This window comes from Eggerthella lenta DSM 2243 (assembly GCF_000024265.1).
In the GTDB taxonomy this organism is placed as follows: domain Bacteria; phylum Actinomycetota; class Coriobacteriia; order Coriobacteriales; family Eggerthellaceae; genus Eggerthella; species Eggerthella lenta.
On the sequence record NC_013204.1, the window covers coordinates 2,197,393 to 2,223,624 of the forward strand.

The window sequence follows — 26,232 nt, forward strand, 5'->3', positions numbered from 1 at the left end:
ACCTACGCTTTCTTGATTTCGACGAGGGTATCGGAGAACGGGATGACCGGGCCGCACATGAGCTCGGCGCCTCGCTCGACGTAGCCGTCGTTCGTGACGTTCTGGACGTTGCCTTCGATGAGGAAGTCGGCCGTCTGCCCCTCGAACATGCGCGCGCTGCCGGGGCGGATGGACTCGTTGGCCTTCACGCGGCACTTGAAGGAGCCGCGGTCGTTGAACACTTCCACCGCATCTCCCGTGGCCAGGCCGCGCTTCTCCATTTCAGAGGGGTTCAGCTCGATGCGCGGCTCGGCGAACTGCTGGATCCACTTGGCATCGTTGAACTGGTTGTGGATGCGGTAGCGCGTGCGCACGTTCGCCAGCTGCAGCGGGTAGGTTTCGGCCAGCTTGTTGCCGGCGTGCGCCTCAAGCGGCGGCTCGTAGGCGGGAAGCGCCTGACCGTATTCCACAAGAGCGTCGTAGTAGACGTCCATGCGCGTGGAGGGGGTGGCGAACACGCGGTCCATGAACTCTCGGCGCGGCTCCTCGATGCCCTCGAGGGGATACACGCCGTTCGCAGCGTTGATCTTGTCGATGGTGAGCGCGGAGACGTACGGGTCCTCGGAGGAGGACAGCACCTTCGCCACCCATTCCTCGGACGTGGCGGGCAGGTACTGGTCTTTGCCGAAACGCTTGGCGATTTCCTTGCCGATCCAGAAGTCGGTGCGAGCCTCGAACAACGGCTCGATGATCTTGTTCTGCAGCACGATGTTGCTGTAGCCGATCTTCACGCTCCCCACCTCCGCGTCGTTCTCGAAGCGCGTGGTGGCGGGCAGGATGACGTCGGCCCACTTCGCGCCCTCGGTGAAGTACGGGTCGATGGTGACGATGAAGTCGAGGCCGCGCGCGAACTCGGTGGTCTTGTTCATGTTGCCGATGTGCTGCTGGAGCACATCGCCGCAGAAGATGCAGGCGCGCACCTTGGCGTTACCCTCGCGGGCATCGTACAGCGGCATCTCCAGCGTGCCGGCCGTCATGTCCTCGGGAAGCTCCCAGGCGCCCAGCGTGCCCGCATGGCCGTTGTAGCTGCCGCCCACGAACACGCCCACGCCGGCGCCCACCTTGCCCACGTTGCCCGTGAGGGCCACGAGCGTTGCGGCAGCGTGGCCGGCGATGTCGGCGTTGCCCATCTTGTCGTTGCCGCCCCAGCCCAGCGCCAGGCAGGCAGGACCCTCGGCGTACTCGCGGGCAAGTTGGCGGATGGTGGCGGCGGGCACGCCGCTTACGCTTTCAGCCCACTCGGGAGTGTACTCGACCTGCTTCTGCTTGAGGAGCGAGAACACCGTGGTGCAGGATGCGCCGTCCACGTCGAAGGTGCCCTCGAGAGCGGGCTTCACGGCCGCGACGTCGTAGGCCGCCTTCGCGTTCGTCGCCGTGTCCCACACGAAGAAGGGGTTCTGCTCGCCGGTCTCGGGCTCTTCGGCGTCAGGATCCTCCGCGTGGTCGCGCACGAGCTTGCCCGTCGCGACGTCCACGAGGAACGGAAGCGAGGTGTGGTTCAGCACGAAGTCCTCGTCGTAGAGCTGCTCGTCGAGGATGACGCTGGCCATGCCGAGGAAGAATGCGGCATCGGTGCCCGGCGTGATGGGCACCCACTGATCCGATTTGCCGGCCGTCGTGGAGAAGTGGGGATCCACCGTCACCATGCGGGTGCCAGCTTCCTTCGCCTCGAAGAACAGGCGCACGTTGGGCAGGCTGGACTCCAGGAAGTTGCTGCCCACGTTGAGCACGAGCTTGGAATTCACCCAGTCGCGAGCCTCGCAGGTGGCCATCGCGTAGCCGCCGCCGAAACCGATGGCAGGATCCAAACCGTTGCCGATGCCCACGTCGATGCCGGAGCTGGCATCCACCTGCGCGCCCAGCACGGCGGCCAGCCACGGGAAGTTCGCTTCGGCGCCCGTCGAGATGACCACGCAGTCGTTTCCGTACTTGCCCTGGAGCTCCTTGAGCTTGTCGCACACCTCGTCGAGCGCTTCGTCCCACGAGATAGGCTCGAACTCGCCCGCGCCGCGCTCTCCGGTGCGTCGAAGCGGGGTCTGCACGCGATGGTCGCCGTAGATGTGCTGGACCTCGGAAATGCCCTTCACGCAGATGGTTTCGTACCGGTCGTCGCAGCAGTGGTTCGGCTGAACCGACACCATGCGCCCGTCGCGCACCGTGCACGCCAGCGGGCACATGCCGCCGCAGTGGGACTGGTGGTAGGTGAACGCCGTGTACTCCTCGGCGGTCTCGGCATGCGCCGGAACCAGCCATCCGTCAGCGGAGGTCATCGCCCCCGCCGCGCCCAACATCGCCAGGCCGGCGCCCGCGACGGCGGTTCCCTTGACGAAACCCCGACGCGTCACGCTCATCTCGTCTGTGGTCATTGCATCCCCTTTCTCAGTGACTCATGACCGTTTCCTCGACCTCTAATTAACTGTTTTCATAGTAATATAGTTAAATAGGAAATTGAATATGTTCATTTCAAGAATAATTTAGACGTCTGCGAACGGTGCGGAAAACGCGGCGAAGGTCGCGAGAGCGGGATGCCCTTGCGACCTTCGCCTTGCGGGAGCAACGCCTTGTCGACATCGTATGCCCATGTCAGTTATCATATATTACCTTTTGGAAAATGTTTTACCGAGCGCAGCCGCGCCGTCATTGGAAGCGTCCGCTCCCCTATCGCACCATAGCAGAATCCGCCGTCGCGTAGTTGGCCTTTCCGATCCCGCAACCAACCGTTCGCGAACGAGCGGCCGACGGTGTCGGACAGGCGAAGACGCTCGATCGGGCTATCGGCGAGATACGGATTCAGGAGAGCGGCGGCGCCTGCGGCGGGCAGAGCCGGACCGTCAGCAAGCCGGCGACCCGCATCCGACGGCCCTGATGTTTCACGTGAAACATTTGTACGTTTACGGGCACTGCCGAGAGGATGGCGCCCTTGCTTGCCGCAGAAGGGGCTACTTCTTCCCCTTGAGGGCGGAGGCTATGTCGCCTGTGAAGCCCTGGGCGTAGGGGCTCGGCACCACCACCATGTTGCCGCCCTCCTTCACGCTCTCGTTCACGAGGCTCATCATGCGCAGCTGCAGCGCCAGGTCGTCCTCGCGGTAGGCATGCGCGGCCTCGATGAACATGTCGGAGATGTCCTTCTCAACCTCGGCCAGCACGACGCGGGCGTTGCGCTCCTGCTGCGCCTGGGCCTCGGCGCTCATGGCGTTCTGCAGCTCCTGGGGCATGCGGATGTCGCGGATCTCCACGTCGTTGATGGTGACGCCCCACTGCTCAGTCTTCTCCTCGATGCTCTTCTTCAGTTGGTGGTCGATATGCGCGCGCTGCATGGACAGCTCGGCGATCTCCACCTGGCCGATGGCGTCGCGCAGCGCCGTCTGCGCCACGAGCGACGCCGAGTGCTCGTAGTCTTCCACAGCCAGGCACGCCTTCTTCGGATCCCACACCATCCAGAACACGACGGCGTCGAGATCCACCGGCACGAGATCGGCCGTGAGCACCTGCTCGGCCGAACACGAGATGGACGAGATGCGCTGGTCGATGACGATGGTCACCGAATCCACCACGGGGACGGTGACGTACAGACCCGGCCCGGCGAGGCGGTGGAACCGGCCGAAGCGCAGCACCACAGCACGCTCCCATTCGTAGGCGATGTGCACGCTGCCTGCCAGCGCCAGGCCGGCGACCACGGCGAGCGCCACGGTGAACGCCGAGCGGAAGGGGAACGTCGCAGCCAGGACAAGGGCGAACGCAACGAGGAACAGCGTCACGGCCAGCACCACCGCACCGCGGCGCGATGCCTTGCGCCTGCCGGAGACGCTCTCCTCCCCGCCTGACAGCACGTCGTTCGCACGCTCGTTGCCGCGTTTGCCGAACTTGACCATAGCTCGCTCCTATCCCATCCGGGAAATCTTGTCCTGAAGGCGACCCGCTATCTCTTCGCGCGTCATGCCCAGCTCCTCGCACTGGCGGATGAAATCGCCCATCATCGCATCGATGGTTGACTCCAGGGAATCCTCGTCGTCGAACGCGGGATTCTCGGCGACGAAGGTTCCGCGCCCGCGCTTCGACATGATGAGACCCGACGTCTCCATGCTGCGGTACACCTTGTTCACGGTGTTGTAGTTGATGTTGAGGTTGACGGCCATCTCGTGCACGGTGGGAAGCTGGTCGCCGGGCTGGTAGCGCCCGGTCTGGATAAGGTAGACGAGGCGGTTGCGAAGCTGCACCCAGATGGGCACGCCGCTGCGTTCGTCTATGCTGAAATTCTCCATGCCCCGAGCTTCCTCGCGCCGTCGTCGGCTGGCGCGGATTTTCCTACATCTCTAGCCAAATACAACCGTGTATATTCTAGCGCGCTTCGTCGGCATCGCCGGCGAGAATCGCGCATTCGCAAGCACGAAACGACGACAGGGCGAGACGACGAGACGAGGGAGCGAGACGAGGGGACGAGGTTGTTGCCTCATTCTGCGATCGAAGCGGGACACCGACCCCGCCCCTTCGTCTCACAGGTACGACGCGATGTCCATGAAGGGAGCCGTGCACAGGCAGTACCGCAGGAAGAAGCCGCCTATCAGCACCAGCACGCCGATGCAGGCGCAGGCGCGCGCGTCGGGACGCCGCAGCGCCGCCTCCAGCGCGAAGGGGGCCGCGATGCCCACCGCCGCGAGCGCGCCCCAGAACGCGGGCGCCATATCGCCCGTCAGCAGGCGCTGCGCGGCCGCGCTCGACAGCACGTCACCGGCCGCCGCAACCATGAAGGCCGTCAGCACGACGGCCTCGAGCGCCAGCAGCGCGCCGTCGATGCGGGAGAGCCGCGCGAACAACGGCTGCGGATCGGCGTCGCACAGAAGCGGCAGCACGAGCATCACCGCCGCGCCGCACGACAGCGACGAGCAGGTGAACAGCACCGGCACGAGCGGCGACGCCAGAAGCGGCAGCGTCCAGATGGTGGAGAGGAACAGCCCCGAGTACACCATCACCACGAGCGCGCTCGCGCAGCCGAGAGCCTGCACGGCCAGCACGGCGCCGCGGCCGAGCCCGAGCACGCGCAGGTTGCACGCGAGGAGCGCCGCCACGGCGGCCATGAACGCCACGAGCGCCCACGCCCCGACCGACAGCACGCTGCCAGCCGGGTTCGCCAACACGTCGAGCGCGAGCTCGGGCCGCCCCAGGTCCAGCATGAGGCACGCGGCGCCCACTGCGACCATGCCGCACGAGATGACGAGCGACGGCAAGGCCACCCGCCCGAGCGAGCGCCTCAGCGCAGCGGACGAGCGCGCCCGCTGCGACAGGTACACGGCCGCGACGAACGTGCCGCAGCCCGCGCCCGCCAAGAACAGGTAGATGACGATGAGCGGGCCGAACATCGCGCCGCCGCTACAGCTTCACGTACCAGAGGTTTTTGAGGTCGCCCAGCCCCGCGCGCAGCTTGGACAGCACGTCGTCGTCGACGTCGCCCTCCACGTTCATGTACACGAGCGCGCATTGCTCGCCGGGCAACGTGGCGATCTGCATCGTGGTGATGTTGATGCCCGCCTCCCCCAGGATGGTGCCGATGGTGCCCACGCGCCCCGGCGCGTCCACGTACTCGAACACGAGCGACTGACCGGCCGGAGCGATGTCCAGCTGGTAGCCGAACAGCGACACGAGGCGCGCAGCCTGCGCTTCGCCCGCCAGCGTGCAGGCCACTTCGGTGCCGTCGGCCACCACCGACACGGTGGAAGCGTAGCCCCCGGCGTCGGGCGACGAAAGCGTCTCCACCTTGATGCCGTGGCGCTTCGCCACCGCGTCGGCGTTCACCGGCGTCACCGTGGCCGTGCTCTGGTAGGACAGGATGCCCTTGAGCGTGCCGGCAACGAGGATGGACGCGTCGGCGTGCGCCAGCGCACCGGCCGTCGTCAGCTTCAGGAACTGGGGGATCTCGCCGTCGATCTGCGCGAGCATGCTGCCCATCATCTGGCAAGCGGGCACGTACGGTCCCACCGCGTCCATCACCTCGGGCGGCACGGGCGCCATGTTCAAGGCCGTGGGCACGATGGATCCCTCGAGACCCGCCGCCACGTACTCGGCCGTCTGCACGCCGGCTCGCAGCTGCGCCTCCTGCGTGGACGCCGCGATATGCGGCGTGAGGATGGCGTTGTCGAACTCGCGCAGGGGGCTGTCCGTGCAGGGCTCGCTTTCGTGCACGTCGATGCCGACCGCGCCGATCTTGCCGGCGGCCAGGAAGTCGGCGAGCGACTTCTCGTCGAAGATGCCGCCGCGCGCGGCGTTCACCAGGATCACGCCGTCCTTCATTCGCGCGTACTGGTCGGGCCCGAACATCCCGATGGTCTCCTTCGTCTTGGGAAGGTGGACGGTGATGAAGTCGGCCAACGGCACAAGGGCGTCCACGTCGTCGTACAGCGTCACGCCCAGCTGCTCGGCGCGCTCGGGGCTGCAGTACGGGTCGTAGCCGATCAGTTTCATGCCGAAGGCGCGTGCCCGCTCGGCCACGAGGCCGCCGATGCGGCCGAGGCCGAAGATGGCGAGCGTCTTCTCGTACAGCTCCACGCCGGTGTACTTCCCGCGCTCCCAGACGCCCTCGTGCATGGACGCGTTCGCCTGCGGAACCTTGCGCGCGCAGGCAAGCATGAGGCCGATGGCGTGCTCGGCGGCGGACACGATGTTGGACGTGGGCGCGTTGCACACGATGATGCCGTGCTCGGTGGCCGCTTCGACGTCCACGTTGTCCACGCCCACGCCGGCGCGCCCGATGATGCGCAGGCGATCGGCGGCTTCGACGACCTCGGCCGTGACCTTCGTGGCCGAGCGCACGATGAGCGCATCGTAGCCGGGAACGGTCTCGATCAGCTCCTCGGGCGTCATCTTCAGCTTGACGTCGACCTCGCAACCCTTGTCGCGGAGCACTGCGAGACCCGCCTCGGCCAGCCTCTCGGTAACCAGCACCTTCTTCGTCATAACGAAAACCACCTCTTGCCTTATGGATGTCAGGGAAACAGTCCCGCCCGGCGCCGGCCGCACGCGTTCACGCCGATCGAGCAAACGTCCTTATGATACGGAAAAACCCCATGGATAGATGCACGGGCTGCGAAATTCCCGATGAATTGCGAAAACGCGCGTCCGACTCGGCAAGCACGGCGAAAAGCGACCGCGCGGCTGCTTTGGTGCGGTATTGTAGACGTTCTCGCACCTCCCGTCGGGTATCCTATTCCGACGTACCGAAAAGAGAAGGGAACGCCATGCAGAAGACCACCTCGCAGAAAGCCCTCAAGGTCATCTCCATCATCATGATCGTGTTCGCGGCGCTCACGCTGCTCCTCGGCATCGGCGGCATCGTCACCGGCGGAGCCCTCGGCATCCTGGGCGCGGGCAGCGGCGACGCCGGAAGCGCCGCCCTCGTCGGAGGCGTGGCAGCCGTCGCCGGCTTCGTCATCCTCCTCGGAGGCGCCATCAACCTGGCCATCGGCATCTTCGGCCTGCGCGGCGCCAACGACCCGCGCAAGATCGGCGCGTTCTACGTGCTGGCCATCATCGGGCTCGCGTTCGCCGTGCTGAGCGCGCTCGGCACCTTCTTCGGCGGCAGCGCGGACGGCGGCGACATCGCCAGCGCCCTCTTCGGCCTCGTCCTGCCCCTCGTCTGCGTGCTTTTGGCCTACAACATCAAGAAGGAGAACCACCTGTAGCGGCCCGCAGGTTCGTTCCCGCACGTGAAAGAAGGGGCCCGACGTCGGGCCCCTTCTTTGTGCGAAGCCGTCTCCGGCGAATCGAACCCGTCTGCCCGCGCTTCTCCGTCTGCGCGGGCGACGGACCGCAGTCCTACCTCCTCACGAAGCTGAACATCGAGCGGATGCTGGCGCCCACTTCCTCGATCTGGGCGTTGCCGTGCTCCATGCGCTGCTCCTTCAGCCACGCCTGGCCGTTCTTGGAGTCCTCCATGAACTCGTGGGCGAAGCTGCCGTCCTGGATGCGCTCGAGGATGGTCTTCATCGCGGCCTTCGCGTCGTCGGTGATCACCTGGGGGCCGGCGTAGTAGTCGCCGTACTCGGCCGTGTTCGAGATGGAGTAGCGCATGTTCGACATGCCGCCTTCGTACATGAGGTCCACGATGAGCTTCATCTCGTGGAAGCACTCGAAGTAGGCCATCTCGGGCGGGTAGCCCGCCTCGACGAGCGTCTCGAACCCGGCGTTGATGAGGGCCGTCACGCCGCCGCACAGCACGGCCTGCTCGCCGAACAGGTCGGTTTCCGTCTCGTTCTTGAACGTGGTCTCGATGACGCCGGCGCGCGCGCCGCCGATGCCCCACGCGTAGGACAGCGCCACGTCCTTAGCCCGGCCCGACGCGTCCTGCTGGACGCAGATGAGACACGGCACGCCCGCGCCCTCGGTGAATACGCGGCGCACCATGTGGCCCGGGCCCTTCGGCGCGATCATGACGACGTCCACGTCCTCGGGCGGCGTGATGTAGCCGAAGTGGATGTTGAAGCCGTGCGCGAACGCGAGGGTGTCGCCGGGCTTGAGATGCGGGGCGATCTCGGCCTCGTAGGTTGCGGCCTGCGTCTCGTCGGGCGTGAGGATCATGATGAAGTCGGCTTCCTCGGCGGCGTCGGCGACGCTCATCACCTTGAGGCCCGCCTCCTCGGCCTTGACCCGCGACTTCGAGTCCTCGCGCAGGCCCACGCGCACGTCGACCCCCGAGTCTTTCAGGTTGAGCGCATGGGCGTGGCCCTGGCTGCCGTACCCGATGATGGCCACTTTCTTGTCCTGGATGAGCTGGGGGTTCGCGTCGTTCTCATGATAGATCGTAACAGCCATGGTTGGTTTCCTTTCTTGAGGCTGGTTGTACCTGATGCGGCGTGCGTCCGCGCGCCTTACACGTCCTTGCTGTTGCGGGACATGGCGATCTTGCCGGTGCGGGTGATCTCCTTGATGCCATAGGCGCGGAAGAGGTCCTCCATGCCCTTGAGCTTGCTCTCGTCGCCCGTGGCCTCGATGGTCAGCGAGCTTCTGCCCACGTCCACGATCTTCGCGCGGAACACGTTGGCGATCTCGATGATCTCGTTGCGGCGGTCGGGCTGGGCGTTCACCTTGAACAGCACGAGCTCGCGCTCGATGGCGGCGTCGTTGGTGAGGTCGGTGATCTTGTGCACGCTGATCAGCTTGTGCAGCTGCTTCGTGATCTGCTCGTAGGCCACGTCGTCGGCCTTCACGATGGCCGTGACGCGCGACATGGTGGGGTCTTCGGTGGGGCCCACCGACAGCGACTCGATGTTGAAGCCGCGCCGCGAGATGAGGCCGGTCACGCGCGACAGCACGCCGGGCTTGTTCTCCACCAGGACGGACAGGATGTGCTTCATCGCGCGCCCCCCTTCTCGTCGTTCTCGTCGACCTCGTCGGCCGCATCGATCTCGTCGCCTTCGGGCACGTCGGTGCGCACGGCGCCCACGGCCACGTCGATGGCGCCGATCACCTCGTCGAGCGCGCGGCCCGGCGCCACCATGGGATACACGTTCTGATCGCGCGAGATGGCCACGTCCAGCAGGTACGGGCCGTCGCTGGCCAGCATGCGCTCGAGCGCGGCCTCCACGTCGGCGGGCTTCTCCACGCGCTCGGCCTGCCAGCCGTACGCGTCGGCCAGCTTCACGAAGTCGGGGTTCGCGTCGAGCAGCGTCGAGGAATAGCGCTCGTCGTAGAACAACTTCTGCCACTGATGCACCATGCCGAGGCAGCGGTTGTCCAGGATGAGCACCTTCACCGGCACGCGGTGGATGCCCGCCGTGGCCATCTCCTGGCTGTTCATCTGGAACGACCCGTCGCCCGCCACGCACACCACCTGCTTGTCGGGGCACCCGATGGCGGCGCCGATGGCGGCCGGGAAGCCGAAGCCCATCGTGCCGAGGCCGCCCGAGGAGATGAAGCTGCGCGGCGCCTCGCGGTCCACGCTCTGGGCGGCCCACATCTGGTGCTGCCCCACCTCGGTCACGACGACGCTCTTCTGCGGGTCGAGCAGCTCGGAGAGCTTCTTCAGCACCACTTCGGGCACGATCTCGTCCGGATCGTCGCCCACGCCGGGATGGTAGAACGGGTAGCGCGTGCGCCACGCGGATATCTGCGCCACCCAGTCGCCCGTGTTCGGACGGGCGCCCTCCTTCCGGAGGCTCGCCACGATGCCGCCGAGCACGCCCTTGAGGTCGCCGACGATGGGCACCTGCACCTCGCGCACCTTGCCGATCTCGGCCGGGTCGATGTCGATGTGGATGACGTCGGCGTGCGGCGCGAACTCGTCGAGCTTGCCCGTCACGCGGTCGGAGAAGCGCGCGCCCGCCGCGATGAGGAGGTCGCTCTCGGTCATGGCGAGGTTCGCGTACTTCGAGCCGTGCATGCCCACGGGTCCCAGGTTCAGCTGGTGCGACGCGGGGAACGCGCCCTTGCCCATGAGCGTGGTGACCACGGGGATCTGCATGAGCTCGGCGAGCTCCCTCAGCTCCTCGGACGCGCCCGACGACACGGTGCCGCCGCCCACGTACAGCACGGGGCGCTCGGCCCGGGCGATGCGCGCGACGGCCTGCTTGATCTGCTTGGCGTTGCCGCGGTAGGTGGGCTTGTACGACGGCAGGTTCACGTCGTCGGGGTAGTCGAACACCATGCGTTCGCTGGCCAGGTCGGACGGGATGTCGATGAGCACGGGGCCGGGGCGCCCGGTCTTGGCGATGTGGAACGCCTCGCGGAACGTCCGTGTGAGCTCGTCGGTCGATTGCAGCAGGTAGCTGTGCTTGACCACCGGCATGGTGATGCCCACGATGTCGGACTCCTGGAACGAGTCGGTGCCGATGACGCCGCGCGGCACCTGGCCCGTGATCACCACGAGCGGCACGCTGTCCATGTAGGCCGTCGCGATGCCCGTCACCGTGTTCGTGGCGCCCGGGCCGCTCGTGACGATGGCCACGCCCACGTTGCCCGTGGCGCGCGCATAGCCGTCGGCCTCGTGCACGGCGCCCTGCTCGTGGCGCGCCAGCACGTGCTTGATCTGGGCGGAGTCGTACAGCGCGTCGTATATCTTGATGGCTTGGCCGCCCGGGTAGCCGAACACGAGGTCGACGCCCTCGGCCTCGAGCGAGGCCACGACGGCCTCGGCGCCGATCATGGTAGCGCCTTGCTTGGGCGTCCTGCTGCCCAGGCCGCGCGACGCGCCGGCGGCCGTGGCGTTGGCCTGCGTCGGACGCGGCGCGGCGTCGTCGGTTGAGGTGCTGCGTGCGTTGGTCATGACACATACGCCCCCTTGTCTGCGGATGAGACGAGCTTCGCGTACTTCGCGAGCACGCCGTGGTCGTGCTTCGGCGCCGGCGGCGTCCATGCCGCGCGGCGGCGTTCGAGCTCGGCATCGTCCACGCCCAGCGTGAGCGCGCCGCCCTCGATGTCCACCGTCACCGTGTCACCTTCCTCGATGAGCGCGATGGGGCCGCCCGCGGCCGCCTCGGGGCTCACGTGCCCCACGGCCGGGCCCTTCGTGGCGCCCGAGAAGCGCCCGTCGGTGATGAGCGCGACGCTCGTGGACAGGCCCATCCCCACGATGGACGACGTGGGCGTGAGCATCTCGCGCATGCCCGGGCCGCCCTTGGGGCCCTCGTAGCGGATGACCACCACGTCGCCCGCCTCGACCCGCCCGCCGTTGATGGCGGCGCAGGCCTCCTCCTCGCTGTCGAAGCAGCGCGCGGGGCCCGTGTGGGTGAGCATCGAGGGGTCGACGGCCGACTTCTTCACGATGGCGCCGTCGGGCGCGATGTTGCCGTGCAGCACCTTGAGCGCGCCCACCGGGGAGAACGGGTTGTCGTGCGTGCGGCATACCTCGCCGTCGGCCGGCTTCGTGCACGTCCGCAGGTACTCGTCGAGCGGGCCCATGCAGGTGATCGCGCGCCGGTCGAGCAGGTCGAGCTCGGCCAGCTCGTGCATGACCACGGGCACGCCGCCCACCTCGTACAGGTCGGACAGCGGGCGCGGGCCCGAGGGCTGCAGCTTCACGAGGTGCGGCGTGCGCGCGCTCGCGGCGTCCCAGTCGTCCATCGTGATGGGATGGCCCGCCTCGCGGGCGACGGCCGTGAGGTGCAGCACCGTGTTCGTGGAGCCGCCGAAGGCCATGTCGCATTCCATGGCGTTGTGGATGGCGGCCTCGCTCACGATGTCGCGCGCGCAGATCCCCTGCTCCAGCAGCTCCATCACCTTCATGCCCGCGTGCTTCGCCAGGCGGATGCGCTCGGAGTACACCGCGGGGACGGTGCCGTTGCCGGGAAGCGCGATGCCGAGGGCCTCGCACAGGCAGTTCATCGAGTTCGCCGTGAACATGCCCGAGCAGCTGCCGCAGGTGGGGCACGCGGTGTCCTCGTAGTACTTGAGCTCGGCCTCGGACATGTCGCCGTTCATCACCTGCGCCGCGCCGTCGAACAGCGTGTTGAGGTCGGTGGTGGGCCCGCACCCGCCCGGCTGCTTGCCGGGAAGCATGGGGCCGCCCGACACGAACACCGTGGGGATGTTCACGCGCAGCGCGCCCAGCAGCATGCCCGGCACGATCTTGTCGCAGTTCGGGATGCACACGAGCGCGTCGAAGGCATGGCCCTGCACCGCGCATTCCAGCGAGTCGGCGATGGCTTCGCGCGACACGAGCGAGTAGTGCATGCCGTCGTGGTTCATGGCGATGCCGTCGCACACGCCGATGGTGGATATCTCGAACGGCACGCCGCCGGCCATGTAGATGCCCGCCTTCACGGCTTCGGCGATCTTGTCGAGGTTGTTGTGGCCGGGGATGATGTCGTTGCGGGAGTTGAAGACGGCGACGAGCGGCCGCTCCATCTCCTCGTCGGTGATGCCGTCGGCCTTGAGCAGGCTGCGGTGCGGGGCGCGCGCCGTGCCGCACCGCACGGCATCGCTGCGTAGCTGCATGTCCGATCCCTTCCTTCCTGGCGTTGCCGGTTTCGTGGCATAAAAAAATCCCGTTGCAAGCAAGCTGCACCAGGACCTCAGAAGGAAGGGAGATGCGCCCGGCTGCACGCATCCCTGCGCGCCGCGGTCGCTCTCGATCGGACTGATAACGGAGTCGCCGGTTCAGCCTACTTGCCCCGGCTGCACGCGGAGGTCGTCCGCTGCGTGCCGTCGCGTTCGAGCCGAACTGCTCGGAGGTGGCGTTCAGGCCGCCCACCGCCGGCTCGCAGCATCCGCCGGCTCTCTGAAGATGGGTTCGTCCCTACTGTCCTCGTCAACGCATTTCGTCTATGAACTTGTTGCGGGTAAGTATACTCCAGCTTCACGACGTCGCAAGTAAAACTTTGACGATCGAAGCGATTGCGCGGTAAATCCACATGGAGGCGGTGGGGATTGAGGAGACGGGGGTTCGGGGCGCCGGAGGAGCTGCGAGGCGCCGCGAGGTGCCGGAGGCTCCCGCTAGGCGAGGTGCTGGTAGCCCCTCCCCGCGGAGCGGTTGGGCGAAACGTCGCGGAGCGCCGGAAACCCCTCCTCGCGACAGCTCCAGCTCCTGGCGGCTGCCGTCCCCGTAGGTCGCGTCGTTTCGGGCCTGCACCTGCCACCAGCCGGTGATGCCGGGCTTCGCGGAGAGGAGCTCGCCCGCATCGTCGCCGTAGGCCGCGAGCTCCTCCTCGACGACAGGGCGCGGGCCGATCACGCTCATCTGGCCGGCGAGTACGTTCAGAAACTGAGGGAGCTCGTCGAGGGAGGTCTTGCGCAGAAAGCGCCCGACACGCGTGACGCGGGGGTCGTCGTCCACCTTGCGCTCGCGCTCCCATTGCGTTAGCTGCTCGGGACTCAGGTGCTTCTCCACGTCGTCGGAGTCGGCCACCATGGTGCGCAGCTTGAGGATGCGAAGCGGCTTGCCGCGATAGCCGACGCGCTCTTGGAGGTATATTGGGGAGCCGGGGGATTCCAGGCGGATAACCAGGCAAAGAAGAGCGACCGGAATCAACCCTACGATCGTCGCGCACGCCGAGAACACGATATCGAACGCCCGCTTCACGAAGTGGTACCCCAGCCGCCCCTCGACAGCCAGCGGTTCGTACTCGCGTACGCTTTCGGCCGGCGCCGCTCGGGATCCTTCGACTTCGCTCCCTACGGTCGCTTCGCTCAGGATGACAGCCTGGCGGACCCCTCCGGTCGCTTTTTTAGGATGACCGGGGGCGGCAGCTCCACGCTCAGGGCAGCAGCCGTCGTCCAGGGCAACCGCTCCCCCGGCGTCCACTGCCGTTATTCCGTTTTCAAGTTCGTTTTCTGACAATTCCCAATCCGATTTTCGTTTGGATGGTTCGCCCGAACATATCGATCTCCAGATACGCGGTGCGCTTGCGACGGTTGATCTTCCTGATCCAGCCCTCGCGGCCCACCAGCGGGCCCTTCAGCACGATGATCCGGTCGCCCTCGATCACACCCTCGGACACGCCCACCGTCCGATGCCCCTTCTCGGTGAACGCGTCGATCCACGCCACCTCGTCGCGCTCCAAAGGAACGAAACCCCCGTCGTTGCTCAGCACCCAGGCGAACGCCGGCACGCGCCGAAGCTGCGATTCCAGCTCGTCCACGCGGTCGGTCACCACGATCAGGTAGCCGGGGAACAGCGTGGCCGTACAGGTGCGCCACTGGCCGCGGAACTGCTTTTGCACCTCGTAGCGCGGCACGAAGCACTCCTGCAGCACATCGTCCTCGACCAAGCTCTCTATCAGGCGGCATACGGCGAACTCGCGCCCTGCCACCGTCTGCACCACGTACCACATGCACGGCTCCTCAACGCGCGACGGCATGGCTTCGCCCTTCGGCTGCGCCGCCGACGCGCACGTATGACGGGGGTATTCATCCCTTCGAAGCTGGCGAAACGCACACGCGGCATCGTTTTCGCGCATCGAAGTATGTTCGGTCGCGCCCGTAAAGGCGCATGCAGTTTCCTGCGGGGAGATCGAAGGAGGGGTTTCGCCGTCGGCGCCTATCCGTCGAGCTCCTCGCAGCAAGCTGGTTCAAGCTGCGAAGGGCGAGGTCAGGTTTTGCGCACGATCTCAAGTCCCACCCTCACCTGCTTCTGATCGAGCAGGCCGATGTCCAGGTAGGCGATGCGCTTGTGACGGTCGATCTTCTTGATGCGGTCGACGTGACCGCGTAGCGGCCCTTCGTCGATGATGGTGCGGCCGTTGTCTATCGTGCCGCGGGAAAAGCCCACCACGTGGCTCGGCCCGCCGAAATCATGCACGAACGAGGCCTCCTCGGGCCGCAGCGCGAAAGCGCGCCGCTCGGCGCCCAGAAGGCGCGCGAACGCAGTGGAACGTTTGATGGTTTTCTCGAAAGCCTCGATGTCGTCGGAAGCTACGAACAGGTAACCCGGGAACATGGTCTCCGTGAGCAGACGCCAAACGCCCTGGTTCTTCTTGAGGATGCAGTAGCTCAGCGCGAAGCAGTCGCGCACCAGCTCCGGACCGGCAAGCGCCTTGACGCGCTCGGCCACGGCGCGCTCCCTGCCCGGCACCACCTGCAGCACATAGCGAGCCCGACCGCGCGAAGGCACGGGCGGCTCGATCGATTCAGTTGGAGAGATCCTGATGACGCGGGGTTCTCGAACGACGCATCCGACGGACGCGGCGCGAGCGACGCCGCCTATTCGATGCGGCTCGCGACAGTCTTTCTCAGACTGCCCCCCCCCCGGACGGTTTTTGGGTCAGCATGTCATCGCAGATTGCAGAAGCAGGGCGAGCCAGGGCGCACTGCTCCGTCGACGAGCTTGCATGCTCATCGATGAAGCGATATGTTGAAGCCGGAAAGCCCATAAACTTGTACCCTAACCGTTACTCGTTTGTAAAGCGCGCTCTATTTAACCATAGGCTCACGTCATTGCAAGACGCCTCGACACAAAAGACCGGTAACATGTAACAAAAACCCGTTCGGCGCGCAGCGTTGTTTTACAAGATGATAACGGCAGAGCGCCGGAAGTGCAACAGTGAACAGCCCCCCCCCCCCCCGAGTTCTCCATAATTTATAAGCTTCTCCATCATCTCAATCTTGACGGACGCCGCGAGGTCTCGATGTCGCTTTGCAAGGCATGCGGCCAGCCGCTCGTCTTTCCGACGCATCTCGCTCAGACGGAAAAGGCGTTCGTGCGCCCGAAACGAGCGTTCATGGCCATTTGAAAGATGAGCGGCGATTTTCCGTCACACGATGACGATTCGGATGATAAATTGGTATCTGCAAATATCCGAAAACAAAGCAGGAGCGATTATGAACCCGGCACCGGCGCATAGCAAAACGACCTCGACGCAGCGGCCCCGACGCTCCCCCGTCCGCATAGCGATATCGACGCTGCTATGGGCGGTCACGGCATGCGTTGTCGTCATCATGGCCGCACGCTTCGCACCTTCAGCCCTGAGCAACGGCAGGCTCATCCCGGAGGCGGCAGCATTCATCCCGTGGCTGGCCCTTCTCAGCGTCCTCGTTCTCATAATCGCAGCGTTGACCAGGCGGAAAGTACTTTCCGCCGTCACCGTTCTCTGCCTTGTCTGCCAGATCGTGTGGCATGTCGGCTTCTTCTTGCCCGCGCCCCGCATCGCCGAGGAGGCGGTCGAAGCCGTCCCGGAGCAGACCACCCCGCGAGACACCGTCATGCGCGTGATGACGCTCAACACGAAGAACGGAAACGCCGATGCCGAGCAGATCGTCTCGATCGTCCGCGACCAGCACGTGGAAGTACTCGCCATGCAAGAGGTCAGCGGCTCGCTGATCGAACGGCTTTCCGCCGCCGGACTGGACGAGCTTTTGCCCTCGCGCGTCATCGGCTTGGCAGGAGCGGGCGACAACGGCGGCGTCAACGTCATCTACACGCTCGCGCCCATGCGCAACGCTTCGGAAAGCATCTTGCCCCTCACCGGATCTGCCGTGCCGGCCTGCACGATAACCGCCGGATCCCACGAGGTGCGCCTCGTCAGCGCGCATCCCACATCGCCCAAGACGGGCACGCTCGGCTTCTGGAACGAGAGCCTCACCAACTTGGGAACCTTGCGCCGATACAGCGATGAATACCTGATCATGGGAGACTTCAACTCCACCTGGGATCACTCCCGCTACCGCAAGATGCTGGGAGACACGCTGGTGGACGCCTCCGAGCAAGCGGGCGAAGGCTTCCACATGACGTATCCGTCGGAACCCCACTATGCCATGGTTCCCGTGCCGCCCATGATCGAGATCGACCACATCGTGTACTCGAAGAACAGCGGTATGTCCGTCGGCGATCTCGAGACCGTCAACGTGCAGGGCTCGGACCACTTCGCCCTCCTCGGAACCTGGGTGATCGAGTAACCGAAGCCGGAAACTCGTCCTCCCCGGCGCACCTCCATCATTTCGAATACCTTTGCATCCCAGCCGATAACTTGTCGGATTGCTGACCGATCGCCCATAGAGGGGAAACGATCGTCCCAGCTCGCACGAGAAACCCCATACGGCGACTAGACTCGCCTCACGCGAACGAACCCGAGAACCGCTTCCCGCCGAGCGCGAGGAGCGGTTCGACCTATCTTCACCCCTCTATCCGAAAGGAGGCGTTCATGCCGTATCGAGGCTTACTCTATTTCGTTTCCCAAAGCGCCAGCTCCGATTACCGCTCCGACCCGTACGCGACGGAACGCCGCAGCCTCCCGAACCGCACGCACGGCATCCGCTACGCATCCGCGCCGAAACGTTCCACCTGCATCAGGACCTACGCTCCCTCCGAGACGGTGCGCCCCGTATGCGCAAGCTCAACCACCGCCGCCAGCCAAGCAAGCCGAAGCGTCGAGCCGCAGCGCATGCTCAAAGCGGTGTTCGCCATGGTGCTCGTCGCCGTCCTGTCTGCGTTTCTCGGAATCTTCGCCGCGCACGCCCTGTCCGCCGCGATCGACGACGGAGCCTTTCCCCTCATAGGATCGGCCGACGCCGCCACCGCCGAAGACGGCTTCAGCACCCCTCGATCGTCATGGGAACAAGGCGTCGTGCCCACCCTGTATCAGGACGACCCGCAATGGGCCGATCGCCCCTACGGATCGAGGACCGTCGGCGATGCGGGCGCCGCCCCGCTGTGCCTGGCCATGGTGCGCATCGAAGCCACCGGGGACGCCAGCATGGGGCCCGTCGAAGTGGCCTCCCTCTCGCAGAGCAGCGGCTATGCCGACACCGTTGAAGCCACCGGGCTCCTGACCGACGGCGCAGCCCAACTAGGGCTCGCATCGCGAGAGATCGATGCGAACGAGTTGGCCATGCGACGCGAGCTCGTGGGAGACCGTCCCATCATCGCCTCCATGAAAGCAGGCTCGTTCGGATCGTCGGACACCTACATCGTGGTCACCGGCATCGACGAGCACGGCGAACTGGCGGTGGTCGATCCGCTCAGCCGCGATCGGACAAGCCGCCATTGGACGTTCGACGAGATCATCTCGCAAGCCACCGGCCTCTGGTCCTACACGGCGGCCGCGTAAAGTCCGCCGCTCTCCCCGCCATTCAGCGCGCCCGATGGGCGCGCTTTTCTTTTATGGAAAGCATGCTTTACATTGCTGGCGCAGGGGTCTATACTTGATGGAAAGCTAGCTTTACATATTCGCATCGGAGAGGAGCGCCATGGAGAACCGGTTGGAGGAGATCCGCAAGGCGCGCGGCATCAAGCAAGAGGATCTCGCGTTGGAGCTGGGCGTGTCGCGCCAGACCATCAGCTCGCTCGAGAAGGGGCGCTACAACCCTTCCATCCTGCTCGCGTTCAAAATAGCCCGCCGCTTCGGCTTGCAGATCGAAGACGTGTTCATCTACCAGGAGGAAGACCATGAATAGGAAGTCCGCTGTCCTCACGCTGTCCATCGGAATCGCCTGCGCGATCGTCGCCGTCGCGCTGGCTCTCGACCTCGGCGGGATCTCCTCGGTCCTGCCCATCGCCGCGAAGGGCGTGTGGGGCTTCGCCGGATGCGCGGCCGCGCTGCTCGTTTGCGGCGCCTTCGCGCTGGCCCACAAGCCCACGCCGCAGCAGATCATCGAGCAGGGCGACGAGCGCAATGCGGCCATCAACGGGAAAGCGGGACTGTGCGCCTTCGAGGCGTTCTCCATGCTTGCGCCTTTGGCGGCGCTCGCGCTGTACGCCTTCGAGCAGATCAGCACGGCCGGCGTGCTCACGATCATCGCCGTCGAGGTCGTAGCCTCGATCGTCTATTTCGCGCAGATCGCCCGCATGCAGCGGATCATGTAGCGCTGGCTCAGGATCCGGCCCTCCTGTCATCCTGAGCGGAGCGCGCCTCAGCGCGCGCTCACCAGCATGGTCTGATACGCGACCTGCACCGTTGCCGGATGCCCGGCGCGCCGAACCACGGCGGTCAGCGCCTCGCCTGGCAGACGGTACGTGTTGTTGTTCTGCGAGATATGCATGGCCACCACCTGCTCGAGCGCGTCGCTCAACAGCGCCTCCAGCTCGTCTGCGGCCTGCACGTTCGACAAGTGGCCCGTATCCGAGCCCACGCGCCGCTTCACCGGATACGGGTAGGGCCCGTCTTTGAGCATCTGCACATCGTGGTTGCTCTCCAGTGCGAGGATGCGCACATCGCGCAACGCCTCGTCGGCCTCGCCGGTGACGATACCCGTGTCGGTCATGAACCCTACCGCGTCTCCGTCGGCCTCGACCCGGAACCCGCACGACGATGCCGCGTCGTGAGACGTGCGGAAGGCGTGCACCTGCATGCCCGCCAGCGACAGCGCGTCGCCCGAGGAGAACGCCCGTAGGTCGCATGCGCCCTCCAGCACGATGATCTCCTTGCTGGCCGCGCGCACGGCGTCGTCGGCGAACACCGCGGGCTCGATGCCCAGCTTCGCCAGGCCGCGCAGCACCACGCCGAGGCCCTTCGTATGGTCGGTATGGTCGTGCGTGATGAGGACGGCCTCGAGGTTCGCCGGATCGAACCCGGCCTCGTCGCAACGCGCGAAGAAATCGCGCTTGCAGATGCCGCAATCCACGAGCACGCCCTTGCCCGTGGCGGTATCCTCGACTACGGCCGCGTTGCCGCGGCTTCCGCTGGCCAGCACGTGCAATGCAAGTCGTTGGTTCATAGGGTTCGCTTCCCGCATCTCTTCTCGGTGTCTCAGTCGGCCTCCGATTGTACCCGAATGCGCGCCCCTCGCGCCCCGCATCCCCAAACGCTCAAAAGGGCGTCCCGAATGGCACGGTTCCTGCCCGGGTTTTTCCTTTCAAAACGCGCCGCGCGCGGGCGGAATTGCCGCCGATCGGGAATCAACGGTTCCCCGCGCCGCCCGTTTCGCCTACTATGGTTCCTCATACGAACATGCAGGTCGAACCAAGGGGGACGGGGTATCATGGCATCAACTGTCGCAGCGTTTCTAGAGCGCAAGGATATCGAGGTCACTTTCCAACGCTACGCCATCGACGCGTTGTCGGCCATGGCGCAGGGTCTGTTCGCTTCGCTTCTCATCGGCACCATCCTGAGCACCGTGGGCGATCTTTCGGGCTTGGCGTTCTTCAACCAAATCGGCACGTTCGCCAAAAGCGTGGCGGGGCCGGCCATGGCCATCGCCATCGGATACGCGCTGCACACCCCGCCGCTCGTGCTGTTCTCGCTGGCCGCTGTGGGCTTCGCCGCCAACGACGCAGGCGGCGCGGGCGGCCCCTTGGCCGTGCTGGTCGTCGCCGTGGTCGCCTCCGAGCTGGGCAAGGCCGTGTCCAAGGAGACGAAAGTGGACATCATCGTCACGCCCGCCGTCACCATCCTAGGAGGCTGCGGGCTGGCTCTGATGGCTGCACCGTGGATCGGCGCGCTGGCCTCGTCGGTGGGCGGGTTCATCATGTGGGCCACCGAGCTGCAGCCCTTCTTCATGGGCGTCATCGTGTCGGTTGTCATCGGCATCGCGCTGACGCTGCCCATCTCGTCGGCGGCCATCTGCGCCGCTCTCGGGCTGACGGGGCTCGCGGGCGGCGCGGCGCTGGCAGGGTGCTGTGCCCAGATGGTGGGCTTCGCCGTGCTGAGCTTCCGCGAGAATCGCTGGGGCGGCCTGCTGTCGCAGGGTCTGGGAACCTCCATGCTGCAGATGGGAAACATCGTGAAGAAGCCGCTGATCTGGGTGCCGGCCATCGTCGCCTCGGCCGTCACCGGGCCGGTGGCCACGTGCGTGTTCCAGCTGAGCCAGAACGGACCCGCCGTGGCATCGGGCATGGGAACGTGCGGGCTCGTAGGCCCCATCGGCGTGTACACCGGCTGGATATCGGGCATGGAGGCCGGGGCGGCCGCGCCCGGCGCGTTCGACTGGATCGGCCTCGCGCTGGTCTGCTTCGTTCTGCCGGCGCTTATCGCCTGGGCCGTGGGCGCGCTCATGCGCAAGGCCGGCCTCATCGCCGAAGGGGATCTACTGCTGGAGGCGTAAGGCGCCAGCACGGAGCGCCGGCGCATGCGCAGCCGCTCGCGCCGGCGCTCCCTTCACAGCCGCTTCCTTCGCAGCGGCTCCCCCTCTCCTACTACAGCTGCTCGACGATGCCCGTGATCAGGCGCGAGAAATCGCCCTCGCGCGTCTTCGCCACGTCCAGCACCTCGAGTCCCGTGGGGCTTGCGCCCTCGATGCCGCAGCCCATGTTCGACACCAGCGAGATGCCCAGCACGCGCATCCCCACGTGCCGCGCGGCGATGACTTCCTCGCACACGCTCATCGCCACCGTATCGGCGCCCCACGAACGGAACATGCGGATCTCGGCCGGCGTCTCGAAGCTGGGTCCGAGCGCGCCCAGGTACACGCCCTCTCGCACCCGCACGCCGCGCTCGGCCGCCACGTCGTGGGCGATGGCGCGCAGCTCGGGGTCGAACGCGTCCAGCATGGAGAAGAAGCGGTCCGACAAGTTCGCCGGGTCGGGCGCGGCGATGGGATTGCGCCCCGTGAAATTGATCTGATCGGCCATGATACAGAAATCGCCCACCTCGTAGTTCGGGTTGAGCGCACCGGCCGCGTTCGTGGTGATAAGCGTGCGCACGCCCAGGCGCTCCATGAGCCACACCGGGTAGGCCACCTCCTGGGCGCTGTTCCCCTCGTAGGCGTGCAGACGACCCTGCATGGCCAGCACGCACTTGCCGCCCAGCGTGCCGCAGACGAAGCGGCCCACATGGCTTTCGGCCGTACTCGTCTTCATGCGCGGCACCTCCGCGTAGGGGATGCTCGCCGCATCGGCGATCTCGTTCGCCAGCGGATTCAGGCCCGAGCCCAGCACGAGGCCGATCGTCGGTTCGCGGCCCTCCAGCCGCTGGCGCAGCACGTAGGCCGAAAGCGTCAGGTTGTCGTCGAGGATGTTGCGTTCAAGCATGGAAGCCCTCCGTTCGTAGGTTCCGTCCTATTATAGCCGTCCACGCGCGAGCGTCCGGGACGGACGGACGCTCGCAGCAGCGATCTCGGCGGGTTCGGCGCGGGTTCGGCAGGCTCGGCGGGTTCCACGAGCGCCGATCTTGCGCGGAGGCGGCGCTGACGGGCCTCGCGCACCGTTTCGCTGGGGTCACGTGCGGCAAAATCGAGGTTTTGGCACCGACGACCCGCTCGGGCACCGCGTTTTGCAGGGATCGCGAACCGCGACCTGGGGTTTCGCTTCGGCATCCTTCGAAGAAGGAGCTGGGAACCGGCCGATGACTGCCAAAACCTCGTTTTTGCCGCACATCCGAGAGCGAAACCGTGCAACCGGCAGCGCATAAGCCTGTCCCGCCCGCGCGGGATGCCGCGTCCTGCCGGAAGCGCCGGGGCTCGCACGGAAACCGCGCCGCCCCGAAGATCCGTCCTACACGGCGCGCTTTCGGGCGGTGAGAACGCGGGGGCGCCCGGCGAGATCGGCCGTGACGCGAACATCGGAGAAGCCGGCCTCTTCGGCAAGGCGGGCGGCCTCGTCCAGGCAGGTCTCGTGCAGCTCGAAGGCGAAGCCGCCGCCCTCCTTGAGGGCTCGGCGGCACCAGGGAAGCAGGCGGCGCAGCACGTCAAGCCCGTCGGCGCCGCCGTCGAGCGCGAGCGCGGGCTCGAATTCGGCCACCTCGCGGGGGATATCGTCCATGACGGCCGTGGGCACGTACGGCGGGTTGGACACCACGAGGTCGAACGCGCCCATGAGCGTAGGATCGACGCCCTCGCCCAGATCGCACGACAGCACCTCGACGCGGTCGCCCAGCTCGAGGGCAGCCACGTTGTCGCGAGCGAGCGCGACGGCCTCGGGCACGATGTCGGTCGCCACCACGCGCGCGAGCGGATGCTCGTAGGCGACGGAGCAGGCGATGCAGCCGGAACCGGTGCAGAGGTCGGCCACGAGCAGCTCGGGGGGCTCGGGAGCGGGTTCACCCGAGGCGACGGCCGGCGTCGATTCATCCTCGGCGACGCCCTGGTCGGCCGTTCGCTCGGGGCGTTGCTCCCCGGCTTCGCCTTCCGGCCAAGGGACAGGGGGAAGGTCGTCTTCCGGCCATGCATGCTGCGCCACCCGCTTCGGCGCCGCCGGCAGCAGCGCCAAGGCTTCACTGACCAGCACCTCGGTCTCGGGGCGCGGGATCAGCACGCCGGGGCGAACCTTCACCGTGATATGGCGAAATCCGACCTCGCCCGTGATGTACTGCAGAGGCTCGCCCTTGCCGCGGCGCGTGACGTAGGCGCGCAGCACATCGCGCTCCTCCATCGACAGCGGCTGCTCGAAATTCGCGTACAGCTCGATGCGGGAAAGGCCGGTCGCTTCGGACAGCAGCCACTGCGCGGACAGCCGCGGGTTCTCGTCGCCCTTGCGCTCGAGGTAGCCCACCGTCCAATCAAGGGCGGCCTGAATGGTCCAGATGTCGTTCAATCTAGACCGCGGCTTCCAGCTTCTGCGCGCGGTCGGCGGCCTGCAGAGCGGTGATCACGTCTCCCAGGCCGTCGCCCAGAAGCACGCCGTTGTACGTGCCGTTGAAGCCGATGCGGTGGTCGGTCACGCGGTCCTGCGGGCCGTTGTACGTGCGGATCTTCTCGGAGCGGTCGCCCGATCCGATCTGCGCGAGGCGCTTCGCGCCCTCGGCGGCCTGCTGCTCGGCCAACATCTTCTCGTACAGACGGGCGCGCAGCACGGCCATGGCCGCGATCTTGTTCTGCAGCTGCGACTTCTGATCCTGCGACTGCACCACGAGGCCCGAAGGCAGGTGCGTGATGCGCACGGCCGAGTCGGTGGTGTTCACGCACTGGCCGCCCGGGCCGCCGGCGCGGTACACGTCGATGCGCAGATCGTTCTCGTTGATCTCGACCTCCACCTCGTCGGCCTCGGGCAGCACGGCCACGGTGGCCGTGGAGGTGTGGATGCGGCCCTGGCTCTCGGTCTTCGGAACGCGTTGCACGCGGTGCACGCCGCTCTCGAACTTCATGACCGAGTACACGTGGTCGCCTTTGACCTTGAACTGGATCTCCTTGAAGCCGCCGGCTTCGGAGGCCGACATGTCCATCGTCTCGGTCTTCCAGCCTTGCGCGCTCGCGAACCGCTCGTACATCTTGTACAGCTCGCCCGCGAAGATGGCCGCCTCGTCGCCGCCGGCAGCTGCGCGGATCTCTACGATGATGTCCTTGTCGTCGGCCGGGTCGGCCGGGATCAGCATGAACTTGATATCCTCTTCGAGCGCCGGCAGCTTCGCCTCGATGCCGGCGATTTCCTCCAACGCGAATTCCTTCATGTCCGGATCGGCCAGCATCTCCCTGGCTTCGGCCAGATCGTCGGCCGCCTGCACGTACTCGCGCGCCTTCTTCGCCAGAGGACCCTGGTTGGCGTACTCTTTGGCCAGGCGGTTGTATTCCTTCTGATCTGCGAGGACTGCCGGATCGCCCATCTTCGCCTGCACATCCTCGTAGGCTTCGATGATCTTCGTCAGCTTCTCGCGCATATCGTTATCCTGCATGATGGGTGCTGTCCTTTTCGACGTGGTTCCCGTGCTCGCGCGCCCCGCGCGCCAAGAACGCCCGCTCCAAGCATGCGGAGCGGGCGCCTATGCTGTAACTGGTTTATGATAGCAGATCGACCGTCGATCCGCATCTTATCCTAGATCGCCAGATACTCTGCGGCCTCTTCGGCGCAGACGGCGCCGTCGGACACGGCGGTCACCACCTGGTGCAGGAACTTCGTGCGCACGTCGCCCGCGGCGAACACGCCGGGCACCTCGGTCGCGCACGACTCATCGGCCACGATGTATCCCGTTTCGTCGCACTGCAGCGCGCCGCCCAGAAACTCGGTGTTGGGCTCGGTGCCAACGGCCACGAACAGGCCGTCCACGGCGATGTCGCGCTCCTCGCCCGTCTCGAGCATCTCGAGGCGCACGCCGGCCAGCTTGCCCTCGTCGGCCACGAGCTTGCGGGGCACGGCGTTCCACACGAACTCGAGGTTCGGCAGGTCCTCCAGGCGCTTGTGGTAGATGGCCGTGGCGCGCAGCTTGTCGCGCCGGTGCACGAGGTACACTTTCTTGCAAATGCGCGACAGATAGATGGCGTCGCCCGCGGCCGTGTTGCCGCCGCCCACCACCATGACCTCCTTGTCGCGGAAGAAGTTGCCGTCGCACGTGGCGCAGTACGACACGCCGCGCCCTTGCAGGTCCTCCTCCAGCTCGAGTCCCAGCTTGCGCGGGCGCGCGCCCGTGGCGATGATCACGCTCTTGGCGCGGTACTCGTTGAACGCGGTGGTCAGAACCTTCGGGTTCTGGGTGAAGTCGACCGACACCACCTCTTCGCCGACGTTGCTCGCGCCGAAACGATCGGCCTGCTGCTTCATGGCGAAGGCCAGTTCGAAGCCTCCCGTTCCCTCGGGAAAGCCCGGGTAGTTCTCCATGTGCTCGGTCTGAGCAAGCTGTCCGCCCGGCGAGATGCGCTCGAACAGCACCACGTTCAAGCCTGCGCGCGCGGCGTACAGTCCCGCCGTGAGCCCGGCCGGACCGGCTCCGATGACGGCGACGTCGATGACGTCGTTCGTCGATGCCGCCTTGCACGCGGCAGATGTTTCGTTGCTCGCGGTTTCCTCGGTCATGCATGCCTCCTGGTTTCGCGTGTATCCGTGTTTTCCGAGTGTAAGTATAAGGTACGTCGCCTAAATGTCACAAACTTGGCACCAATATGCGCTAAAACGGCAGGAACGGAGCGCGACCGGCAACGCATGCGTGACGGATTCCAGCATGCGCCCCGCGTCCGCCCCCTCCGCACTACCAT

General features: G+C 66.1%; 23 protein-coding genes. 6 read left to right on the plus strand and 17 right to left on the minus strand.

Annotated features, from left to right (window positions below; all coding sequences use genetic code 11):
* Positions 1 to 2 precede the first annotated feature (2 nt).
* The 5 genes from ELEN_RS09355 to serA form a co-directional block, all read right to left on the minus strand.
* A complete protein-coding gene (locus ELEN_RS09355; RefSeq protein ID WP_015760818.1) occupies positions 3 to 2,405 on the minus strand; it encodes a molybdopterin-dependent oxidoreductase in 2,403 nt (800 codons plus the stop codon).
* Between the two features lie 573 nt (positions 2,406 to 2,978).
* Positions 2,979 to 3,911, minus strand: a complete 933-nt coding sequence (locus ELEN_RS09360) for an SPFH domain-containing protein (RefSeq protein ID WP_009304316.1) — start codon at positions 3,909 to 3,911, stop codon at positions 2,979 to 2,981.
* 9 nt (positions 3,912 to 3,920) lie between these two features.
* Complete coding sequence (locus tag ELEN_RS09365; RefSeq protein WP_009304315.1) at positions 3,921 to 4,301, minus strand: GntR family transcriptional regulator; 381 nt, start codon at positions 4,299 to 4,301, stop codon at positions 3,921 to 3,923.
* A gap of 231 nt (positions 4,302 to 4,532) precedes the next feature.
* Positions 4,533 to 5,396, minus strand: coding sequence for an NrfD/PsrC family molybdoenzyme membrane anchor subunit (nrfD, locus tag ELEN_RS09370; RefSeq protein ID WP_015760819.1), 864 nt, complete (start codon positions 5,394 to 5,396; stop codon positions 4,533 to 4,535).
* 10 nt (positions 5,397 to 5,406) lie between these two features.
* Entirely contained in the window at positions 5,407 to 6,987 is a 1,581-nt protein-coding gene (serA, locus tag ELEN_RS09375; RefSeq protein ID WP_009304313.1) for a phosphoglycerate dehydrogenase, read from the minus strand.
* A gap of 281 nt (positions 6,988 to 7,268) precedes the next feature.
* Between serA and ELEN_RS09380 the strand changes: the two genes are divergently transcribed.
* Entirely contained in the window at positions 7,269 to 7,712 is a 444-nt protein-coding gene (locus ELEN_RS09380; RefSeq protein WP_015760820.1) for a hypothetical protein, read from the plus strand.
* A gap of 133 nt (positions 7,713 to 7,845) precedes the next feature.
* Here the strand turns inward: ELEN_RS09380 and ilvC are convergent, their stop codons facing one another.
* The 7 genes from ilvC to ELEN_RS09415 all read right to left on the minus strand — a co-directional run bounded on the left by ilvC (position 7,846) and on the right by ELEN_RS09415 (position 15,574).
* On the minus strand, positions 7,846 to 8,841 hold the full coding sequence (gene ilvC / locus ELEN_RS09385; protein WP_015760821.1) for a ketol-acid reductoisomerase: 996 nt from the start codon (positions 8,839 to 8,841) through the stop codon (positions 7,846 to 7,848).
* A 56-nt stretch (positions 8,842 to 8,897) separates the two neighbouring features.
* Complete coding sequence (gene ilvN / locus ELEN_RS09390) at positions 8,898 to 9,383, minus strand: acetolactate synthase small subunit (protein ID WP_009304310.1); 486 nt, start codon at positions 9,381 to 9,383, stop codon at positions 8,898 to 8,900.
* On the minus strand, positions 9,380 to 11,290 hold the full coding sequence (gene ilvB, locus ELEN_RS09395) for a biosynthetic-type acetolactate synthase large subunit (RefSeq protein WP_015760822.1): 1,911 nt from the start codon (positions 11,288 to 11,290) through the stop codon (positions 9,380 to 9,382). The genes ilvN and ilvB overlap by 4 nt, the downstream gene beginning before the upstream one ends.
* Positions 11,287 to 12,960 carry a dihydroxy-acid dehydratase gene (gene ilvD, locus ELEN_RS09400; RefSeq protein ID WP_015760823.1) on the minus strand — a complete coding sequence of 558 codons (1,674 nt, stop codon included), beginning with the start codon at positions 12,958 to 12,960 and terminating at the stop codon, positions 11,287 to 11,289. Before ilvD ends, ilvB begins: the two co-directional genes overlap by 4 nt.
* Before the next feature lie 361 nt (positions 12,961 to 13,321).
* The gene (locus tag ELEN_RS09405) at positions 13,322 to 14,266 is read right to left on the minus strand and encodes a sugar transferase (protein ID WP_015760824.1); all 945 of its coding nucleotides are present in this window, start codon (positions 14,264 to 14,266) and stop codon (positions 13,322 to 13,324) included.
* Positions 14,267 to 14,282: 16 nt separating this feature from the next.
* A complete protein-coding gene (loaP, locus tag ELEN_RS09410; RefSeq protein ID WP_015760825.1) occupies positions 14,283 to 14,795 on the minus strand; it encodes an antiterminator LoaP in 513 nt (170 codons plus the stop codon).
* A 257-nt stretch (positions 14,796 to 15,052) separates the two neighbouring features.
* Positions 15,053 to 15,574: a transcription termination/antitermination NusG family protein gene (locus ELEN_RS09415; RefSeq protein WP_015760826.1), complete on the minus strand. Its 522-nt coding sequence runs from the start codon at positions 15,572 to 15,574 to the stop codon at positions 15,053 to 15,055.
* A 707-nt stretch (positions 15,575 to 16,281) separates the two neighbouring features.
* Between ELEN_RS09415 and ELEN_RS09420 the strand changes: the two genes are divergently transcribed.
* The 4 genes from ELEN_RS09420 to ELEN_RS09435 all read left to right on the plus strand — a co-directional run bounded on the left by ELEN_RS09420 (position 16,282) and on the right by ELEN_RS09435 (position 19,261).
* Positions 16,282 to 17,355 carry an endonuclease/exonuclease/phosphatase family protein gene (locus ELEN_RS09420; RefSeq protein ID WP_015760828.1) on the plus strand — a complete coding sequence of 358 codons (1,074 nt, stop codon included), beginning with the start codon at positions 16,282 to 16,284 and terminating at the stop codon, positions 17,353 to 17,355.
* Positions 17,356 to 17,600: 245 nt separating this feature from the next.
* Positions 17,601 to 18,506 carry a cysteine peptidase family C39 domain-containing protein gene (locus ELEN_RS09425; protein ID WP_009304259.1) on the plus strand — a complete coding sequence of 302 codons (906 nt, stop codon included), beginning with the start codon at positions 17,601 to 17,603 and terminating at the stop codon, positions 18,504 to 18,506.
* 139 nt (positions 18,507 to 18,645) lie between these two features.
* Positions 18,646 to 18,852: a helix-turn-helix transcriptional regulator gene (locus tag ELEN_RS09430; protein WP_009304258.1), complete on the plus strand. Its 207-nt coding sequence runs from the start codon at positions 18,646 to 18,648 to the stop codon at positions 18,850 to 18,852.
* Positions 18,845 to 19,261 carry a hypothetical protein gene (locus tag ELEN_RS09435; protein WP_015760829.1) on the plus strand — a complete coding sequence of 139 codons (417 nt, stop codon included), beginning with the start codon at positions 18,845 to 18,847 and terminating at the stop codon, positions 19,259 to 19,261. The genes ELEN_RS09430 and ELEN_RS09435 overlap by 8 nt, the downstream gene beginning before the upstream one ends.
* A 47-nt stretch (positions 19,262 to 19,308) precedes the next feature.
* Here the strand turns inward: ELEN_RS09435 and ELEN_RS09440 are convergent, their stop codons facing one another.
* Positions 19,309 to 20,112 carry an MBL fold metallo-hydrolase gene (locus ELEN_RS09440; RefSeq protein ID WP_035585138.1) on the minus strand — a complete coding sequence of 268 codons (804 nt, stop codon included), beginning with the start codon at positions 20,110 to 20,112 and terminating at the stop codon, positions 19,309 to 19,311.
* Between the two features lie 264 nt (positions 20,113 to 20,376).
* Between ELEN_RS09440 and ELEN_RS09445 the strand changes: the two genes are divergently transcribed.
* Entirely contained in the window at positions 20,377 to 21,438 is a 1,062-nt protein-coding gene (locus tag ELEN_RS09445; RefSeq protein ID WP_015760831.1) for a PTS sugar transporter subunit IIC, read from the plus strand.
* A 91-nt stretch (positions 21,439 to 21,529) separates the two neighbouring features.
* On the opposite strand, the gene ELEN_RS09450 is transcribed toward ELEN_RS09445, so the two are convergent.
* The 4 genes from ELEN_RS09450 to trxB all read right to left on the minus strand — a co-directional run bounded on the left by ELEN_RS09450 (position 21,530) and on the right by trxB (position 26,053).
* A complete protein-coding gene (locus tag ELEN_RS09450) occupies positions 21,530 to 22,363 on the minus strand; it encodes a purine-nucleoside phosphorylase (protein ID WP_009304254.1) in 834 nt (277 codons plus the stop codon).
* A gap of 462 nt (positions 22,364 to 22,825) precedes the next feature.
* Entirely contained in the window at positions 22,826 to 23,863 is a 1,038-nt protein-coding gene (locus ELEN_RS09455) for a N5-glutamine methyltransferase family protein (protein WP_015760832.1), read from the minus strand.
* Position 23,864: 1 nt separating this feature from the next.
* Positions 23,865 to 24,938: a peptide chain release factor 1 gene (prfA, locus tag ELEN_RS09460; RefSeq protein WP_009304252.1), complete on the minus strand. Its 1,074-nt coding sequence runs from the start codon at positions 24,936 to 24,938 to the stop codon at positions 23,865 to 23,867.
* Positions 24,939 to 25,078: 140 nt separating this feature from the next.
* On the minus strand, positions 25,079 to 26,053 hold the full coding sequence (trxB, locus tag ELEN_RS09465) for a thioredoxin-disulfide reductase (RefSeq protein WP_009304251.1): 975 nt from the start codon (positions 26,051 to 26,053) through the stop codon (positions 25,079 to 25,081).
* Between the last annotated feature and the right edge of the window lie 179 nt (positions 26,054 to 26,232).

Coding starts and splice junctions, on each gene's coding strand:
- ELEN_RS09355 (WP_015760818.1), bottom strand. CDS start 2,405: ATGACCACAGACGAGATGAGCGTGACGCGTCGGGGTTTCGTCAAGGGA.
- ELEN_RS09360 (WP_009304316.1), bottom strand. CDS start 3,911: ATGGTCAAGTTCGGCAAACGCGGCAACGAGCGTGCGAACGACGTGCTG.
- ELEN_RS09365 (WP_009304315.1), bottom strand. CDS start 4,301: ATGGAGAATTTCAGCATAGACGAACGCAGCGGCGTGCCCATCTGGGTG.
- nrfD (WP_015760819.1), bottom strand. CDS start 5,396: ATGTTCGGCCCGCTCATCGTCATCTACCTGTTCTTGGCGGGCGCGGGC.
- serA (WP_009304313.1), bottom strand. CDS start 6,987: ATGACGAAGAAGGTGCTGGTTACCGAGAGGCTGGCCGAGGCGGGTCTC.
- ELEN_RS09380 (WP_015760820.1), top strand. CDS start 7,269: ATGCAGAAGACCACCTCGCAGAAAGCCCTCAAGGTCATCTCCATCATC.
- ilvC (WP_015760821.1), bottom strand. CDS start 8,841: ATGGCTGTTACGATCTATCATGAGAACGACGCGAACCCCCAGCTCATC.
- ilvN (WP_009304310.1), bottom strand. CDS start 9,383: ATGAAGCACATCCTGTCCGTCCTGGTGGAGAACAAGCCCGGCGTGCTG.
- ilvB (WP_015760822.1), bottom strand. CDS start 11,290: ATGACCAACGCACGCAGCACCTCAACCGACGACGCCGCGCCGCGTCCG.
- ilvD (WP_015760823.1), bottom strand. CDS start 12,960: ATGCAGCTACGCAGCGATGCCGTGCGGTGCGGCACGGCGCGCGCCCCG.
- loaP (WP_015760825.1), bottom strand. CDS start 14,795: ATGTGGTACGTGGTGCAGACGGTGGCAGGGCGCGAGTTCGCCGTATGC.
- ELEN_RS09420 (WP_015760828.1), top strand. CDS start 16,282: ATGAACCCGGCACCGGCGCATAGCAAAACGACCTCGACGCAGCGGCCC.
- ELEN_RS09425 (WP_009304259.1), top strand. CDS start 17,601: ATGCCGTATCGAGGCTTACTCTATTTCGTTTCCCAAAGCGCCAGCTCC.
- ELEN_RS09430 (WP_009304258.1), top strand. CDS start 18,646: ATGGAGAACCGGTTGGAGGAGATCCGCAAGGCGCGCGGCATCAAGCAA.
- ELEN_RS09435 (WP_015760829.1), top strand. CDS start 18,845: ATGAATAGGAAGTCCGCTGTCCTCACGCTGTCCATCGGAATCGCCTGC.
- ELEN_RS09440 (WP_035585138.1), bottom strand. CDS start 20,112: ATGAACCAACGACTTGCATTGCACGTGCTGGCCAGCGGAAGCCGCGGC.
- ELEN_RS09445 (WP_015760831.1), top strand. CDS start 20,377: ATGGCATCAACTGTCGCAGCGTTTCTAGAGCGCAAGGATATCGAGGTC.
- ELEN_RS09450 (WP_009304254.1), bottom strand. CDS start 22,363: ATGCTTGAACGCAACATCCTCGACGACAACCTGACGCTTTCGGCCTAC.
- prfA (WP_009304252.1), bottom strand. CDS start 24,938: ATGCAGGATAACGATATGCGCGAGAAGCTGACGAAGATCATCGAAGCC.
- trxB (WP_009304251.1), bottom strand. CDS start 26,053: ATGACCGAGGAAACCGCGAGCAACGAAACATCTGCCGCGTGCAAGGCG.